Origin of the sequence: Streptomyces thermoalcalitolerans, assembly GCF_039525155.1 — a bacterium.
Taxonomy (GTDB): Bacteria; Actinomycetota; Actinomycetes; order Streptomycetales; family Streptomycetaceae; genus Streptomyces; species Streptomyces thermovulgaris.
The window spans coordinates 1-13,484 of the sequence record NZ_BAAAHG010000046.1 but is presented as its reverse complement, the minus strand read 5'-3'; the positions used below and the strand labels follow the sequence as shown (position 1 = coordinate 13,484).

General features: G+C 72.3%; 14 protein-coding genes and 1 CRISPR repeat array. Of the genes, 5 read left to right on the top strand and 9 right to left on the bottom strand.

Annotated features, from left to right (window positions below; genetic code table 11):
* Nucleotides 1-2 precede the first annotated feature (2 nt).
* From ABD224_RS22615 to ABD224_RS22580, 8 genes are all read right to left on the bottom strand, one after another.
* A complete protein-coding gene (locus tag ABD224_RS22615; protein WP_344052783.1) occupies nucleotides 3-422 on the bottom strand; it encodes a conjugal transfer protein TraB in 420 nt (139 codons plus the stop codon).
* A gap of 2 nt (nucleotides 423-424) precedes the next feature.
* On the bottom strand, nucleotides 425-2,362 hold the full coding sequence (locus ABD224_RS22610; protein WP_344052781.1) for a hypothetical protein: 1,938 nt from the start codon (nucleotides 2,360-2,362) through the stop codon (nucleotides 425-427).
* 126 nt (nucleotides 2,363-2,488) lie between these two features.
* Nucleotides 2,489-2,758 (bottom strand): hypothetical protein, encoded by a 270-nt coding sequence (locus ABD224_RS22605; protein WP_344052779.1) that lies wholly within the window; start codon nucleotides 2,756-2,758, stop codon nucleotides 2,489-2,491.
* Nucleotides 2,734-3,249 carry a hypothetical protein gene (locus tag ABD224_RS22600; protein ID WP_344052777.1) on the bottom strand — a complete coding sequence of 172 codons (516 nt, stop codon included), beginning with the start codon at nucleotides 3,247-3,249 and terminating at the stop codon, nucleotides 2,734-2,736. Before ABD224_RS22600 ends, ABD224_RS22605 begins: the two co-directional genes overlap by 25 nt.
* A 202-nt stretch (nucleotides 3,250-3,451) precedes the next feature.
* Nucleotides 3,452-4,465 carry a hypothetical protein gene (locus tag ABD224_RS22595; RefSeq protein WP_344052775.1) on the bottom strand — a complete coding sequence of 338 codons (1,014 nt, stop codon included), beginning with the start codon at nucleotides 4,463-4,465 and terminating at the stop codon, nucleotides 3,452-3,454.
* Between the two features lie 72 nt (nucleotides 4,466-4,537).
* Nucleotides 4,538-4,723 (bottom strand): hypothetical protein, encoded by a 186-nt coding sequence (locus ABD224_RS22590; RefSeq protein ID WP_344052773.1) that lies wholly within the window; start codon nucleotides 4,721-4,723, stop codon nucleotides 4,538-4,540.
* An 85-nt stretch (nucleotides 4,724-4,808) separates the two neighbouring features.
* Nucleotides 4,809-5,042 carry a hypothetical protein gene (locus tag ABD224_RS22585; RefSeq protein WP_344052771.1) on the bottom strand — a complete coding sequence of 78 codons (234 nt, stop codon included), beginning with the start codon at nucleotides 5,040-5,042 and terminating at the stop codon, nucleotides 4,809-4,811.
* A gap of 106 nt (nucleotides 5,043-5,148) precedes the next feature.
* The gene (locus tag ABD224_RS22580; RefSeq protein ID WP_344052769.1) at nucleotides 5,149-5,541 is read right to left on the bottom strand and encodes a hypothetical protein; all 393 of its coding nucleotides are present in this window, start codon (nucleotides 5,539-5,541) and stop codon (nucleotides 5,149-5,151) included.
* 454 nt (nucleotides 5,542-5,995) lie between these two features.
* Here ABD224_RS22580 and ABD224_RS22575 point away from each other — a divergent pair, with 454 nt between their 5' ends.
* The 4 genes from ABD224_RS22575 (at nucleotide 5,996) to ABD224_RS22560 (ending at nucleotide 10,186) form a co-directional block, all read left to right on the top strand.
* The gene (locus tag ABD224_RS22575) at nucleotides 5,996-6,730 is read left to right on the top strand and encodes a GntR family transcriptional regulator (protein ID WP_344052766.1); all 735 of its coding nucleotides are present in this window, start codon (nucleotides 5,996-5,998) and stop codon (nucleotides 6,728-6,730) included.
* 469 nt (nucleotides 6,731-7,199) lie between these two features.
* Nucleotides 7,200-8,414, top strand: a complete 1,215-nt coding sequence (locus tag ABD224_RS22570; protein WP_344052764.1) for a hypothetical protein — start codon at nucleotides 7,200-7,202, stop codon at nucleotides 8,412-8,414.
* Between the two features lie 81 nt (nucleotides 8,415-8,495).
* Nucleotides 8,496-9,863 (top strand): replicative DNA helicase, encoded by a 1,368-nt coding sequence (gene dnaB, locus ABD224_RS22565; protein ID WP_344052762.1) that lies wholly within the window; start codon nucleotides 8,496-8,498, stop codon nucleotides 9,861-9,863.
* 155 nt (nucleotides 9,864-10,018) lie between these two features.
* On the top strand, nucleotides 10,019-10,186 hold the full coding sequence (locus ABD224_RS22560; RefSeq protein WP_344052760.1) for a hypothetical protein: 168 nt from the start codon (nucleotides 10,019-10,021) through the stop codon (nucleotides 10,184-10,186).
* Nucleotides 10,187-10,436: 250 nt separating this feature from the next.
* Here the strand turns inward: ABD224_RS22560 and ABD224_RS22555 are convergent, their stop codons facing one another.
* Nucleotides 10,437-11,237, bottom strand: a complete 801-nt coding sequence (locus ABD224_RS22555) for an endonuclease domain-containing protein (RefSeq protein WP_344052758.1) — start codon at nucleotides 11,235-11,237, stop codon at nucleotides 10,437-10,439.
* A gap of 248 nt (nucleotides 11,238-11,485) precedes the next feature.
* Between ABD224_RS22555 and ABD224_RS22550 the strand changes: the two genes are divergently transcribed.
* On the top strand, nucleotides 11,486-12,895 hold the full coding sequence (locus tag ABD224_RS22550; RefSeq protein ID WP_344052756.1) for an RNA-guided endonuclease InsQ/TnpB family protein: 1,410 nt from the start codon (nucleotides 11,486-11,488) through the stop codon (nucleotides 12,893-12,895).
* A gap of 254 nt (nucleotides 12,896-13,149) precedes the next feature.
* Nucleotides 13,150-13,483: a CRISPR direct-repeat array (repeat unit 29 nt; unit sequence CTGCTTCCCCTACGCGCAGGGGTGGTCCC).
* Nucleotide 13,484 lies beyond the last annotated feature (1 nt).

The following is a 13,484-nucleotide window of genomic DNA, read 5'->3' as shown; positions in this document are numbered from 1 at the left end:
GGTCAGCGGGTGCGGTAGAAGCCGGGGCGGGCCTGCCGGACCCCGGAGGCGTTCACCGCCTCGTATACGCCCCGGTACTCGTCCTGGTGAGCGTCGTGGAGTGCCTGCGCGTTGTGCTGCACCTGGTCAGCGGTGCGGGCGAGGTCGCCGGAGGCCTCCGCGACGGCGCGCAGCGCGGCCCCGGCCTCGGTGATCAGGGCGGTGAACCGCTGCTCGACCTCGGCAGCGGTGCACAGGTCCGCGAGCTGGTCGGCCTGGTCGGCGTCGCGCTCCATGCGGCGCTGCAACGCCCACAGGCCCTCTTTCAGGGCGAGGGCGGAGGCGGTCAGCGCGGCCGTGCGGGCGGCGAGCTGGGTGAAGCTCGGGGCGCCCCCGCTTTGGGCGGAGGGCAGGTTGACGGGGCGCGGAACGAGGTCGCTCATGATCATCCTTCGTTGTGGATGCGGGCGGAGGGCATGGCCAGGCCGGCGTCGGCGGCGGCCTGCTGGACCGGGCGGTAGGCGTCGTGCATCTCGTCGTGCGCCTGCTCGACGGCCTCGGCGGCGCGCAGGGACTGGGTGCGCATCGCGTCCGCCTGGCGGGCCAGGGCGTCCATCGACTCCGACAGCCGGTCCAGGGCGGCGCTGGTGAGACGGCCGATGATGTTGTGCCGCTCGCGCAGCTCGACGGCCAGGGAGCGCATCGCGTCCCGCAGCTCCCGCGCCCGGTCGACCAGGGCGGCGCACTCGTCGTAGGTGGCGAAGCAGTTCTTCTTGGACGTCGCCAGGGCGTCCAGGACGTCGTCGAGGGTGACGTCCGTCAGGTGCTCGGAGGCGACCCCGGGCACAGTCGGCCGGGGCGCACGGGTCGGTGCGCTCACGCGCGTCTCCTTCGTCGTGGCGGTGGTGGTCCCGGCCGCGGTCGCGGTCGGGGAGGACGAGGCGGGGGCGATGGCGGCGGGCTCCCAGCGCGGAGCGGCGTCGCCGGGCCGGTCGACGCGCTCCACGGTCCAGGTCACCTGCGCGTCCCACATGGCCTCGAACAGGGAGTCCCAGGGGTTGCGGCGGCCGCCGCCCGGAGGCCCGTAGGACTCCCCTCCGGCGCTGTCCGTGCCCGAGGCGGCCCCCGAGGGCTGGTCGGCCGCAGACGACCCCGCAGCGCCCGTCTCAGGGCCTCCGGTGCTGGTGCCATCGCCCGGCTCCCCGGCCGTCTCCTCGCCGCTCCCGTCGCCCTTCCGGGGCACCCGGCGGAAGACCGGTGGGTCGGGGGTCTCACGGCGCCGGCGCAGGCGCTCCTCGGCGCGGCGGTGGGCCTCGTCCACGAGGGCGGCCCCGAGGGTGACGCGGCCGGTGTCGGTGTCCGTCGACGAGCCCGCAGCGCGGGCCCTCGAGGACCCGGCCCCCACGCTCCGGCCCTTGGTCAGCGCCCCCGGGGAGCCGGTGCCGCCCGGCGAGCCCGGGCCCGTGCCGGGCGCGGACGGTGTGCTGCTGCGGCGTCGTCGGCCGCGCCCGGTGAGCTTGTCGAGCAGACCCGGCCGACGTCCTCCGCTGCCGGTCGCTCCCGACCCCGAGGAGCCGGTGCCGCCCGGCGCGCCCGAGCCCTTGCCGGTGCCCTTGCCCGTGTCCTTGGTCAGCGTCCCCGGGGAGCCGGTGCCGCTCCCCGGCCCGGAGCCGCGCCCCTTGCCGGGGCCGGTGCCCATGCCCGTGCTCCTGGTCGACGAGCCCGCCCCCGAGGGACCGGTGCCGCCCCCTCCGCTCCGTCGGCCCGGGCCGGTGCCGGCGCTCCCCGAGGGCGAGCTGCTGCGGGACGTCCCCCCGCCGGACGACCGGCCGGAGGAGCCTCCGCCGCCCCCGAGGGCGCGGCGGCCGTATTCGTGGCTGGAGGGGATGCGGCCGCGGCCTCCCCCTCCGCCGCTGATGCCGGCGGCGTCGGCCCGCATCCGCGCCTCGGCGAGCTTGCGGCGGGCGGCGCGCAGCGGCGCGGCCTCGGCTGCCCGCTCCATGCGGCGCTGCCGCCAGTCGGTGATGGCGCTGGCCGTGCCACGCAGCGCGGCCAGCGCGATAGCGAGGATCGCCGCCAGGCTCAGCGCCCCCATGCCGATCTCCTCCCCCTCGTCCTCGTCGTCGAGGCCGTCCGCACGGAATGCCGCCGGGACGGGCGGCGGGTCGGGGAGCGGCGGGAGGTCCGGAGCGGTCGCGGCGGCGAGGGAGTCGGCGGCGGACCGGCGGCCGTTGCTGGTGGGAACGGAAACCGCCCCCGGAGGAGGGTCCGGGGGCGGGGCGGTCGGGGGCGGCTCGGGCCGCCGGGGCGGTGGGGGGAGCGGCGGGAGGCCCGGCGAGGCCGGTGACCTCGGCCGCATGGTGATCACGTTGTCGTCGTCCACGCGGACGCTCCTTGACAGTCGGTCACCGGGCGGGGCATCCTCGCGCGCCCGCGCGCCCGCTCGCCCGAGCGCCCGCATTATGCGCACGCGAGGCCCGGCCCGGCCCGGTGATGATGAGGATGACGGTTACTGTGCGTAGCGCTGCTGCTCGCGCTGCTCGGCCTGCTGGCACCAGTTCTCCAGCGTCCGGGCCAGGTGGTCCCACAGCGCCGGGTCGCCCTCCCGCTCGGCGCGGGTGGCGATCGCTCGGGCGTGGTCCCACCAGACGGCGGCGAGCCCCTTCGGACCTCGGGCGAGGTTTGCTTGCTGCCTCGCCTGCAAATGCCGGACCCGGTTTGCGTAGCGGCGCTGCTCTGGAGTGACGATCTCGCTCACGCGCCCCTCCGCTGGTTCCACAGGTCGTTGATGCTGCGTGCGGCCGGACGACCGGGCTCGGAGGCCGGGGCCGGGCTGGTGTCCCCGGTCGGGGCCGGGACGAACGCGGCCGTGCTCTTGTGCAGCGACTTGGTGACCCCGGCGGCGAGGGCCTGACGGCGGCCGGCCTTCCGGGCGGCCTTCGCAGCGCGCCTCTCGGGCAGGGCCCGGACGTGCGCCTGGTGGGCGGCGGCCGCCAGCCGGAAACGCTCCATGGCGGCCTCCTGGCGGCGGGCGGCCCTGATGGCGGCCTTCAGGTGCTTCTCCACCTTGCGGGCCCTCAGCGGGGCGGACAGGCGGCCGTCGCCCTCGACGACCTCCGAGCGCAGCGCGGCCTGGAAGAGGGCCAGGATCTCCTCGTAGGCGGCGGCGTCGGCGTGGTGCACGCGCTGCCGGTCCAGGGTCCAGGCGGTCAGGACGTCCAGGTCCAGCAGCCGCGCATAGTCGGCGTCTCGCCGGTTGATTTCGGTCACGGTGTCCTCCGTGGTCGTGCCGTGTCGGGCGTGGTCGGGGGGCGGGCTGGTGGTCCCGCAACCGCTCCCGGCCCGTGAGGGGAGGGCCGGGAGCGGCAGCAGCAGCACCAGACGCGGCGAGGGGCGGCCGCTGGGGCCGCCCCTCGAGGGGTTGTTGCTGGTCAGGCGTCGCAGCCGGGGCGCGCCTCGGGCCGCTTCTCCATCAGCCCTCCTCCTGGCCGGTGGTGCTGCCGTGGCCGGCGAGGGCCTTCTCGTGCCGGTACAGGCGGTCCACCAGGGCGGTGGAGCCGCGCAGTCCCCGGGCGCGCATCTCGTCCCGCATCCGGGCGCGGAACGCGCGCAGGGAGGGCGGCCGCTCCTCGTTGGGCAGCTCGGTGCACAGGGCCGCGTAGACCTCGGCGGCGAGCAGCGCCAGGGCCTTCTCGTCGACCGTGCCGGGCACGCGTGCCGGGCCATCGGCCTCGTGGGCGTCGTGGGGCGTGCCACCTGCGGTTTCGTCGTCCGGCACGGTCACCCGCTGAGGGCCGTTGAGGAACGCCTTCAGGTCCTCGTCGGTGATGAGCCCGAAGTCGTCCGGCACAGTGCCGCCCTCGCCGCCCTCGCCGCCCTCGAGGGCCGGGACCGGGTTGTCGGTGACGACCTCCACGTAGGCCGCGTGCGCCTCGTGGTGGGTGCGCTGCGCCTCGCCTCGGGCCGCGTACTCCGAGCGGCGCAGCGCGGCGTCCACGGTGTACCCGGTCGCCTTGGCCCATGTCGTGACGCGGGCGACGGCGACGCGGTCGCGGGTGCCGGCGCGGATGGCGTCGATCGTCCGCTGCGCGTCCGGGCTGATCCGGACGGCGTCCGCGTCTGCGGCCATCTTCAGCGTCAGCTTGGACAGGACGGGGATCAGGGCTCCGACGATGGCGGCCAGGAGGTTGGACGCCTCCCAGCCGTGCCAGAACAGGATGCCGACGGAGACGACCAGGAAGGCCCAGCCGAGGACCTGCGGCGTGCGGCCGTCGGAGCCTTGGCGGCGGTGCTCGTGCTCCTGGTACAGGGCGTACAGCCAGATCGCGTCATACAGCCCGGCGGCGGAGTAGGCGAGGCCGGCGGCCGCCTGGTCGTCGAGCAGGTCACCGATCGCGTACACGCTCCAGCCGAGGGAGATACCGGTGAGCACCAGGGGCGGCGCCCAGTTCGCTACCGTGCGCACCGTGGCGCGGGACTTCTTCACGCGGTGGATCCTTCCGTGCTACGGGGTCCCCGGAGGGTGCGTCCTCCGGGGACCGTGGCGTACGGGGGGGGGTCAGTGTCGGGTGCGGGGGTCACGGCCGCGGGCCAGGGTGCGGGCGGCCTCCGCCGCCTCGGCGGCCTGCTCGGCGGCGCGCAGGTGTGTCAGGGTCAGCTCCACCAGCCGCTCGTGCGCCAGGTCCTCCACCCAGGCGGCAGGCTTCTCGGCGGGGTCCTCGGGGGGTTCGTTGATACGGTCCATGAGGTCGTCCTCCTGGTGATTCGGTGTGGGGGCGAACACGGCCCCGAGACGCTGACTCCGTCTCGGGGCCGCGCCGTGCCTGGGCTCAGGCGTCCTCGGCGTCCCCGGCCCGCTTCTTGGCCTTCAGGTACTCCTCGTGCACGCGGTCCCAGGCCGCAGCGGCGGCCCGGCGGGCGTCGTCGAGCTCGCGCAAGGCGGGCTCGACCTGGCCCATGTCGGTGACCCGGCGTCGCCACTGCTCGGCCTCGTGCAGGCGGGTCTCGGCGGCCCAGGCGTCCTGGATCGCGGCCTCGCGCTCCGGGTCCAGCTCGATGGCCATCGGTGCTCCTCTCGGTCGGTGGATGGGGTCGGGGTGGTGCTGGTCGCGCGACGGTCCCCCGGAGGCGGAGCCGGTGCCCCGGGGGGCCGCCGCAGCGGTGGGGGGGTCAGGCCGCGGCCGCCAGGCCGGCGCGGACGACACGCGCGGCCATCGCCCGGTAGTCCGCCCTGCGGGCGCGCTTGGCGTAGTCGGCGGCGATCAGGGCCGCCTCACCGACCGTGTAGCGGCGGCAGGCGCGGGCCGGGGCACGCCCGGCGTACGAGACCCCCGCGGTGCCCTCGATGCCGAGGCGGGCCGCGCACCGGCGCATCGTCCCGGCCGCCGACCGGGCCTCGCGGATGGTGAGGCCGGCAGCGACGGCGTGGGTGGCGAGGCTGCCGACACCGGTCCGGGCGATCCGGGCGGCCGCGCGCTGGGTGCGGGTGCGGGCCCGCACGATGCGGCGGAGGGCCGCGCGACGCGCGCGGCGGTCGGCACGGGTACGGGTACGGTTGCTCATCAGCGGATCTCCTGGTGACGTCAGGTGGTGTCCGTCAGGCCCGGCCGGGAGGGTGAGAGCTCCCGCCGGGCCGCTTTGCTGAGGTGCGCGCACGCGTAGGGGCGGGGCGCGCACCAGTGCCCTGCGGCCGAGTCGAACGGCCGGCCCGGCAGAGGCCGGGCTGATCCCTCCAGGGCGCCACCGGTTCCGCGAGCGTGCTCGCGTGGGTAGGTCGGTGGCCCACCGTCTGGACTGCCAAGGCGCCAGCCGCCATGCCCCTGTCGGGACCCTTCCGGGCTTTCACCGGCATCGCGATGCCGTCAGGCCGCCATTACGCGCTGCTCTTCGGTCGCTACCCCCAATGTAGACCACTATCGATCCATAGCGCTAGTGGTAGCGTTAGAGGTGTACGTAAGTTAGCCTCGTGGTACACCGATGCGCATATAGATGCAGCGCACACAGGAAGGGGGTAGCCATGTCGGGGAAGAGCACCGGCTATGCGGCTATCGCGGCGCACTACCGCCAGCAGATCCAGAGCGGCGAGCTGCGCCCCGGCGACACGATGCCGTCACTGAGGCAGGTCTGCGAGCAATTCGGCGTAGCGCAGACCACGGCCAACCGGGCCTTTCGGATGCTCAAGATGGAGGGCCTGACGATCCCGAAGGCGGGTGTCGGCACCATCGTCGCTGGCCCCGCGAGCAACAACATCGCGACGCGGGTCGCCCTGCACGCAGCCACGGGGAAGGCCCTGGACGCCGGCGAGACCTCTCAAATCCTCGAAGTCGGCACCACCGGTGCCGACGAGCTGATCGCGTCACGTCTCGACGTCGCGCCCGGAACGCCGGTCCACATGCGTCGGCGGCTCGTCAGCCGCGGTGGTGTGCCAGTACACCTCAGCACCTCCTACTACCCCGCATATGTGATCGCGGTGACGCCGGAGCTGACTCAGCCAACGTCCACCGGAGGGTCGCGGGAGCTGGCTGCGGAGCGGCTCGGCGTGGAGCAGGAAGAGGTGCTGGAGGAGGTCACGTCGCGCCACGCCACCGACCAGGAGAAGGCGGCGCTCGGCCTCACGGGAGAGAACGTGCCGGTGACCCAGGTCGTCCGGACCGTGACCCTCGCGGACGGGCGCGTGGTCGAGGTGGCGGTCAAGGTTGCGGGCGGGTCCACCATCCTCCGCTGGTCAACGTCTCTCCGCTCGAGGGCGTGACGAGCCGGGACTTGCTGAGATGTGTCCGCCTCGTACGCAAGAATCCGCATAGCCGCGCGAGCGGCAAACAAGTCCAGACAGCAGAGCGCCCGACCCCTCTCGATCCGCCAAGATTCCTGAGGGGCCGGGCTCCAAGAAGACCCGCGCTACGCGGACGTCTGCAAACGATCGTACGGGAACGCGTAGTCCCTGCGCTAGGCGACCCGTCGGCATCGTCGCAGGCACCCGCGTCGTCAAGGGTCGGAAAGGCCCACATGGCTACGCGCATCGCCACGGCCGGTGCCCTCGCCGCCGTGCCGAACGTCACACCCACACCTGGCTGGTTTTGGGCCGCAGGTACGAGCAACGCCCGCACCGCTTCCCCCAGGAAAGGCAGCAGCACGGGCGCCGACAATCGAGAGGTCATCTTGCCGTACCCGCCCGACATTCGCCGCTACGTCCCCGCCGAGTCCTTTGCGGGGGGCGCCCGGTGAGGAAGCGTCCTTCTCGCCCTGCCCGCTTCACCCAAGTCGACAACGGCGCCATCGACAGCATCCAGTCGATGATCGCAAAGGGCCTGCTCGTGACCCTGGTGCGCGCCCGAGACGGCGCGGACATCACCATCGAGGGCCTCGCTGAGACACACAACGAGGGACGCGCATCTCTCGAAAAGGCCATGCGTGCGCTGGTCAAGGACGGCTACGTCGTCAAGTTCAAGATCCAGCAGCAGACCAGCGACGGTGTCCGCCGGGGCGGAGCATGGCGTACCGAGGTGATCGCCGACACGATTCCCATCGACCGCGAGTGGGTCGCCCAGCAGCTCGACGAGATCCTCGCCGAGGGCAACGTGCGGGCGGTCCGTATCGAGCCTGAATTCCTCGACCCGCGGGCCCGAAACAGGCGCCCGACCGACCGCAGGAATCCTGCGGTCGGTCCGACCTGCGAAAACGCGGCGGACAGCGACAAAACCGCAGGTGGGACCGACCGCAGGATTACCGACGGTCGGTCGACCGACCGTCGGTCGGGCGGCGGCTCTATAAGGAAAAACACTGTTGTTAAAGACTCTCTCTCTGGTCGCACCCGACCCTTGGGTGACGAACTCGAAGCCGTGACGTCCGAGGAGAGAGAGAGCAGCGCTACGCGCGAGGAAGACACCGCCGCCGCTACTGCTGATGCGGCCGCACCGGTCGTCGACGCGTGGGTAAGCGCTCGCACACAGGCCGGGCACGGTATCCCGCTGCGTGGCTCTGACCGGATCCGCCAGGACGCCGTGCGTCTCCTGGCCGACGGCGTGAGCGTCGAGCACTTGGCGGCCGCCGCCGCGGACATGGGCCGCCGCGCCGACTGGCTCGACCTCGGCCGCCACCTGGAGCGGTTCGTGGCGCCGGCCTCGAAGCAGCCCGAGCCGGACGGTCCTCGCTGCCCGTACCACCAAAGCCGCGCGCTTGACGAGTGCCCGTGCCAGCGCGCCGAGCACGACGACGCTGAGCAGGACCAGGAGGCGGCCGCCGCGCCGCCGCCGCGTGATGTACTTGCCGCGATCATGGCCGCCGTCGGCGCCGCGCAGACCGCGTCGGCCCGCCGCCGGCCGCGGATGCCGACCCGCGCCGAGCGTGACGCTGCGGCCCGCGCCGAGGAAGAGGCCAACCGTCGACGTGCCAACGAGCTCCTCGACGCCTCGACCGGCCCGCTCGTCGCGCAGTAACGCAAGACGGGCCGCCCCGGCCAGGGGGCGGCCCGCAGCACCCACAACCCGCAGACCAGGCGCAGATTCGGAGTGCTTTCCGTGACCACCGTACCGACCCAGCACACCCCCGCCGACGACTTCGGCCGGGTGCCGCCGCACGACATCGACGCCGAGCAGTGCGTGCTCGGCGGGATGCTGCTCTCCAGCGACGCGATCGGCGACGTCGTCGAGGCCCTCGCACCGCTCGGCGGGCAGGCGTTCTACCGGCCGCAGCACGAGGTGATCTACGAGGCGATCCTCGACCTGTACGCGCAAGGCGAGGCCGTGGACCCGATCACCGTCGCGCACAAGCTGACGAAGGACGGTGACCTCGCCCGCGTCGGCGGCGCCGCCTACCTGCACACGCTCGTGCAGGCCGTGCCCACAGCAGCCAACGCCGCCCACTACGCCGACATCATCCTCGACCGTGCGAAGCTGCGCCGCCTGGCCGAGACCGGCACGCGCATCGCACAGATGGGTTACGCCGCGCAGGGCGACGCCGACAGCGTCCTCGACGACGCCTCGGCCGCTCTCGCCCAGGTCACCCAGGCCACGGCCGACCGCACTGGCGGGACGACCCTCGCCGACGTCTTTGCCCAGGCCGTGCACGCCGCCGAGCAGATTCAGAGCGAAGGCCACGCGATGGGCGTGCCGACCGGGTACACCGACCTCGACGCCCTGCTGCACGGACTGCACCCCGGGCAGATGGTCATCGTGGCCGGTCGCCCCGCGATGGGTAAGACCACGGTCGCGCTCGACATCGCCCGCGCTGCCACCATCAAGCACGGCCGCCGGACGGCGTTCTTCTCGCTGGAAATGGGCCGCGAGGAGCTCGGCTTTCGGATTGCGTCCGCCGAGGCGCGCGTCGTGCTGGATCACCTGCGCGGCGGCCGCATGACCGAGGACGACTGGGCGCGCGTGGCGAGGGTCGCCGACCGCATCACGGCCGCGCCATTGACCATCTTCGACGACGCCGTGACCACCATCACCCAGGTGAAGGCTGCCTGCCGACGGCTCCAGCAGCGGCAAGGGCTCGACCTCGTGATCATCGACTACTTGCAGCTCATGCAGAGCTCGGGCCGCCGTGCTGAGAACCGGCAGGTGGAGGTGTCGCAGATCAGCCGCGACATCAAGCTCATGGCGAAGGAACTCGGCGTGCCCGTCGTCGTCCTGTCGCAGCTCAACCGCGGCCCCGAGCAGCGCACCGACAAGCGGCCGCTCCTGTCTGACCTGCGCGAGTCCGGGTCCCTGGAGCAGGACGCCGACATCGTGATCCTCGTGCACCGCGAGGACGCCTACGAGAAGGAGAGCCTGCGCGCGGGTGAGGCCGACCTGATCGTCGCCAAGCACCGCAACGGCCCCACCGAGACGATCACCGTGGCTGCGCAGCTCCACTACTCGCGGTTCGTCGACATGAGCCAGACCTGAGCAGCTTGAGCTCGAGCTGCTCGTTTGACCGACGTCTGATCGCAGGCCTCGGCCGCCCCTCCGACGAGGGCGCGGCCGGGGGGTATCTCCACGACTGCCTGCAGAGGCAGCGTTCCGCCAGGCATCCTGGCGAGGAAACCCGGGGGAGGGCAGTGGTGGACTTCGCGTTCGTGTGCGGCTGGTGCGGCGCATCGTGCACCGTGTGGGGCGAGCCTGTCGCCTCCTGGTGGACGGACAAGTACGAGCTGCCGGACGAGTTCGAGTGCTGGTCGTGCGGTGGCATCAACACCACCCCGCCCCCGCCGTGGACACCCGCCGACTAGGGCGAGGCTGGTCGGCGGCCGCGGTTATCTCGAGTGAGGAATGAGCGTCAGGCATGTAAGGCAAGTGCCTGTTCAAGAACGTGCCTCACAGATATCCAAGGGGTCATCAGGCACGTCGGTCACGGTTGGCAGATGTCACTTCGGTTCGCCCGAACCGACGTCGGACCGCAGGCCGGGCGCGCACCGTGGGCCCCACGCGGCGCCTCACCCGTGGAGAAGAGGGGATGCCAGGCCACGCCTGTACCCCGCGCTACGGTGCCCGGCGCAGCTCCTCGAAGGGGTCGAACCCGAGCTGCTCGATCACCCGCTGCCGGGTGGACTCCTTGGGCCGCCACTGCTGGCTGGCCGGGTAGACGAGGTTCAGCCCGGCCGCCGGAGGCGAGAGCAGGTAGTCAGCCCTGGGACAGCCGGTCAGGTGCGGGCACTCCTCCATCACCCGATTGCAGAAGGCGCACAGAAGCCCCCTCACCTGACCCGTCTGGTGGTCATGATCGACCATAGCCCCGGGATACCGGCCGCACCCGTGGCAGTCGGCGCCGAGCGCGTCGACCAGGGCGGCACGCAGGCGCCGGATGGACGCCGTGCGGGCCGGAGGCGGGGGCCACAGGTGCATCAGCTCGTACCGTCCGCCGCGGCAGCGGTTCGGCAAGTCGACGGTGTCCGGGTCCACGCCGGGCCCGGTCGCCCTCACCGGCCACTCGACAACGTGGGAGCGCCAGGTCACCGGCTCGGTGTCGTCCACGCGGCCGCTCACCCACTCCTGCGGCTCGTTCCCTCGCTCGATCCATTCGCAGTGCTGGCGGTGGCCCCAGACGCCGGCGGTCTCCGTGTCCGCGCACAGCATTTGGCCCGCCCGTGCGAGGTGGAACCGGCCGTCGTCACCGGGCACCGCGAGGGTCCGGCCCGGCGGCCCGGGTGGGGGAGTCGGCAGCCGACAGGGCTCCTTCTCGGCATTGCGCACCAGGTCCTCGACGAACCCGACCCCCATATGGGCCCAGCGCCACAGCAGTTGTGCGCGTCGGTACGGGGGCAGTTCGTCCAGGCTGGCCATGGGAAGGATTCTGGTCTACGGCACTGACAACCGGGCCGAGCGTCTCAGCGAGGGGCTGGGGCCGCCGAACCTGCCTAACGCGCCTGACGCCGGATCACTCCGTCAGACTCGCGCGAAGTGCCCCGTAACCCGAGACAAGCGCAGATGCGGCGGCCCTCGAGGGAGCGCAGCCACGCGATAAGGCCGGAGTGTCAGTGCCGACCCTTACCCTCCTGCTCCCACCACCAGGAGCGCTCGAGGGAGCACGTGTGTCCGCTTCTGCCTCTTCTGCTTCTCCCGCGACAACCGACAACGTCGCGATCAAGGTCTACCGGTACGCCCTCGATCCCACCCCGCAGCAGGTCGAGATCCTCCGCCGTTACGCCGCAGCCGCCCGCTGCGCCTTCAACTTCGCCCTCGGCCTGAAGGTGGCCGTCTACGAGGCGTGGAAACGTCACCGTGACCGGCTCATCGCGCAGGGCATGACCAGGGAGCAGGCGAACAAGGCCGCGCCGAAACTGCGCGTGCCGACCCGGAACCGGGCGCAGGCGTACTGGCGCCAGACGAAGGGGCAGCCGTTCATCGGCCCTCTACGCGAGGGCGAGGAGCGGCCGGTCTCCTACCCGTGGTGGGAACGTGTCAACAACCGCGCCTACTACACCGCGTTCGAGGACGCCGACCGCGCATGGCAGAACTGGCTTGACGGCCTCGCCGGGAAGCGGCCGCCCGTCGGCTTCCCCCGCTTCAAGCGCCGGAACAGCTCCCGCGAGTCCTTCCGCATCGTCCACAGCCTCACCAGCCCCGACATCCGCTTCCAGGGGCACCGGCGCATACGCATCCCCGGCGGCGGCGGACAGCCCGCCTTCACCGTCCGCCTCCACAAGACCGCCCGTGCCCTGGCTCGCAAGGTCGACGCCGGGAAGGCCGTCATCACCAGCATGACCGTCGCCCGCGAGGGACACCGCTGGTACGCCTCGGTCGTCGCCCGCGTTCAGCACACACCTCCCGCCGGTCCCACCCGCCGCCAGCGTGAGGCCGGCCGTATCGGCGTCGACCTCGGCGTCGCGAAACTTGCCACGCTCTCCGACCCCCTGCACCTCGCCCCCGGAACACCCGCGGTCGAGTTCGTCCCCAACCCCCGGCTGCTGGAGAACACCGCCCGCAAGCTCGCCCGCGCCCAGCGCGTCATGGCCCGCCGCTACGTCAAGGGACAGCCGCCCTCCAAGGGCTACCTCGAGGCCAAGGCCCGCGTCGCCAAACTGCACGCCCTCCTCGCCGCGCAGCGCGCCACGGCCCAGCACCTCTTCACCAAGCGGCTGGTCCAGCAGTACGCGGAGATTGCCCTGGAGACCCTCAACGTCAAGGGCATGACCGCCTCGGCGAAGGGCACCGCCGACAAACCGGGGAAACGCGTCCGGCAGAAGGCCGGCCTCAACCGCGCGATCCTCGACGTCGGCTTCGGAGAGATCAACCGCCAGATCGAGTACAAAGCCGCCTGGCACGGCGTCACCGTCTTCCGCGTGCCGCGCTTCTTCCCGTCCTCCAAGACGTGCCACAAATGTGGCTGGATCGACACCGGCCAGACTCTCAACGACCGTCAGTTCCGGTGCGGATCCTGCGGTATGGTCATGGACCGGGACGCCAACGCGGCCCGCAACATCAAGCTCAACGCAGTCTGACCCGCTGCAAGGGTCCAGTCCCCTGGAAGAGGGGCTGTAACGCCCGTGGACTGCATGTAAGACCCGGCCGCCCCACGGGGTGGCCAGGCAGGCAGGAAGAAGCGGGAAGGCCGACGCTCCAACAGTCGGTCACCCTGGAGCGGCAACGCTCCAGCCACCCCAACTCCATAGCGCGTGCAATGGGCGGAAAGTCCGAATCAGTGAAACTCCCCCAGAACCGGGGACTCTCACTGGATCGCCCCAGGTCATCGAGTCTGCTTCCCCTACGCGCAGGGGTGGTCCCCTCGCTTCGAGGGTGGCGGCGAGTTTCTGCTGCTGCTTCCCCTACGCGCAGGGGTGGTCCCTCGACCGCGTCGACGCCGCAGCAAGGACAGCACTGCTTCCCCTACGCGCAGGGGTGGTCCCCCTCCTACCGGCAGGGGACCCTCACCCTCACCCTGCTTCCCCTACGCGCAGGGGTGGTCCCCCTCCTACCGGCAGGGGACCCTCACCCTCACCCTGCTTCCCCTACGCGCAGGGGTGGTCCCGACTGGGTGATCCGAACACTGGCGAAGGTGGTCTGCTTCCCCTACGCGCAGGGGTGGTCCCG

Excerpts from the sequence above, each read along its gene's own strand:
- ABD224_RS22580 (WP_344052769.1), bottom strand. The coding sequence starts at position 5,541 with ATGAGCAACCGTACCCGTACCCGTGCCGACCGCCGCGCGCGTCGCGCG.
- ABD224_RS22585 (WP_344052771.1), bottom strand. The coding sequence starts at position 5,042 with ATGGCCATCGAGCTGGACCCGGAGCGCGAGGCCGCGATCCAGGACGCC.
- ABD224_RS22575 (WP_344052766.1), top strand. The coding sequence starts at position 5,996 with ATGTCGGGGAAGAGCACCGGCTATGCGGCTATCGCGGCGCACTACCGC.
- ABD224_RS22615 (WP_344052783.1), bottom strand. The coding sequence starts at position 422 with ATGAGCGACCTCGTTCCGCGCCCCGTCAACCTGCCCTCCGCCCAAAGC.
- ABD224_RS22555 (WP_344052758.1), bottom strand. The coding sequence starts at position 11,237 with ATGGCCAGCCTGGACGAACTGCCCCCGTACCGACGCGCACAACTGCTG.
- ABD224_RS22590 (WP_344052773.1), bottom strand. The coding sequence starts at position 4,723 with ATGGACCGTATCAACGAACCCCCCGAGGACCCCGCCGAGAAGCCTGCC.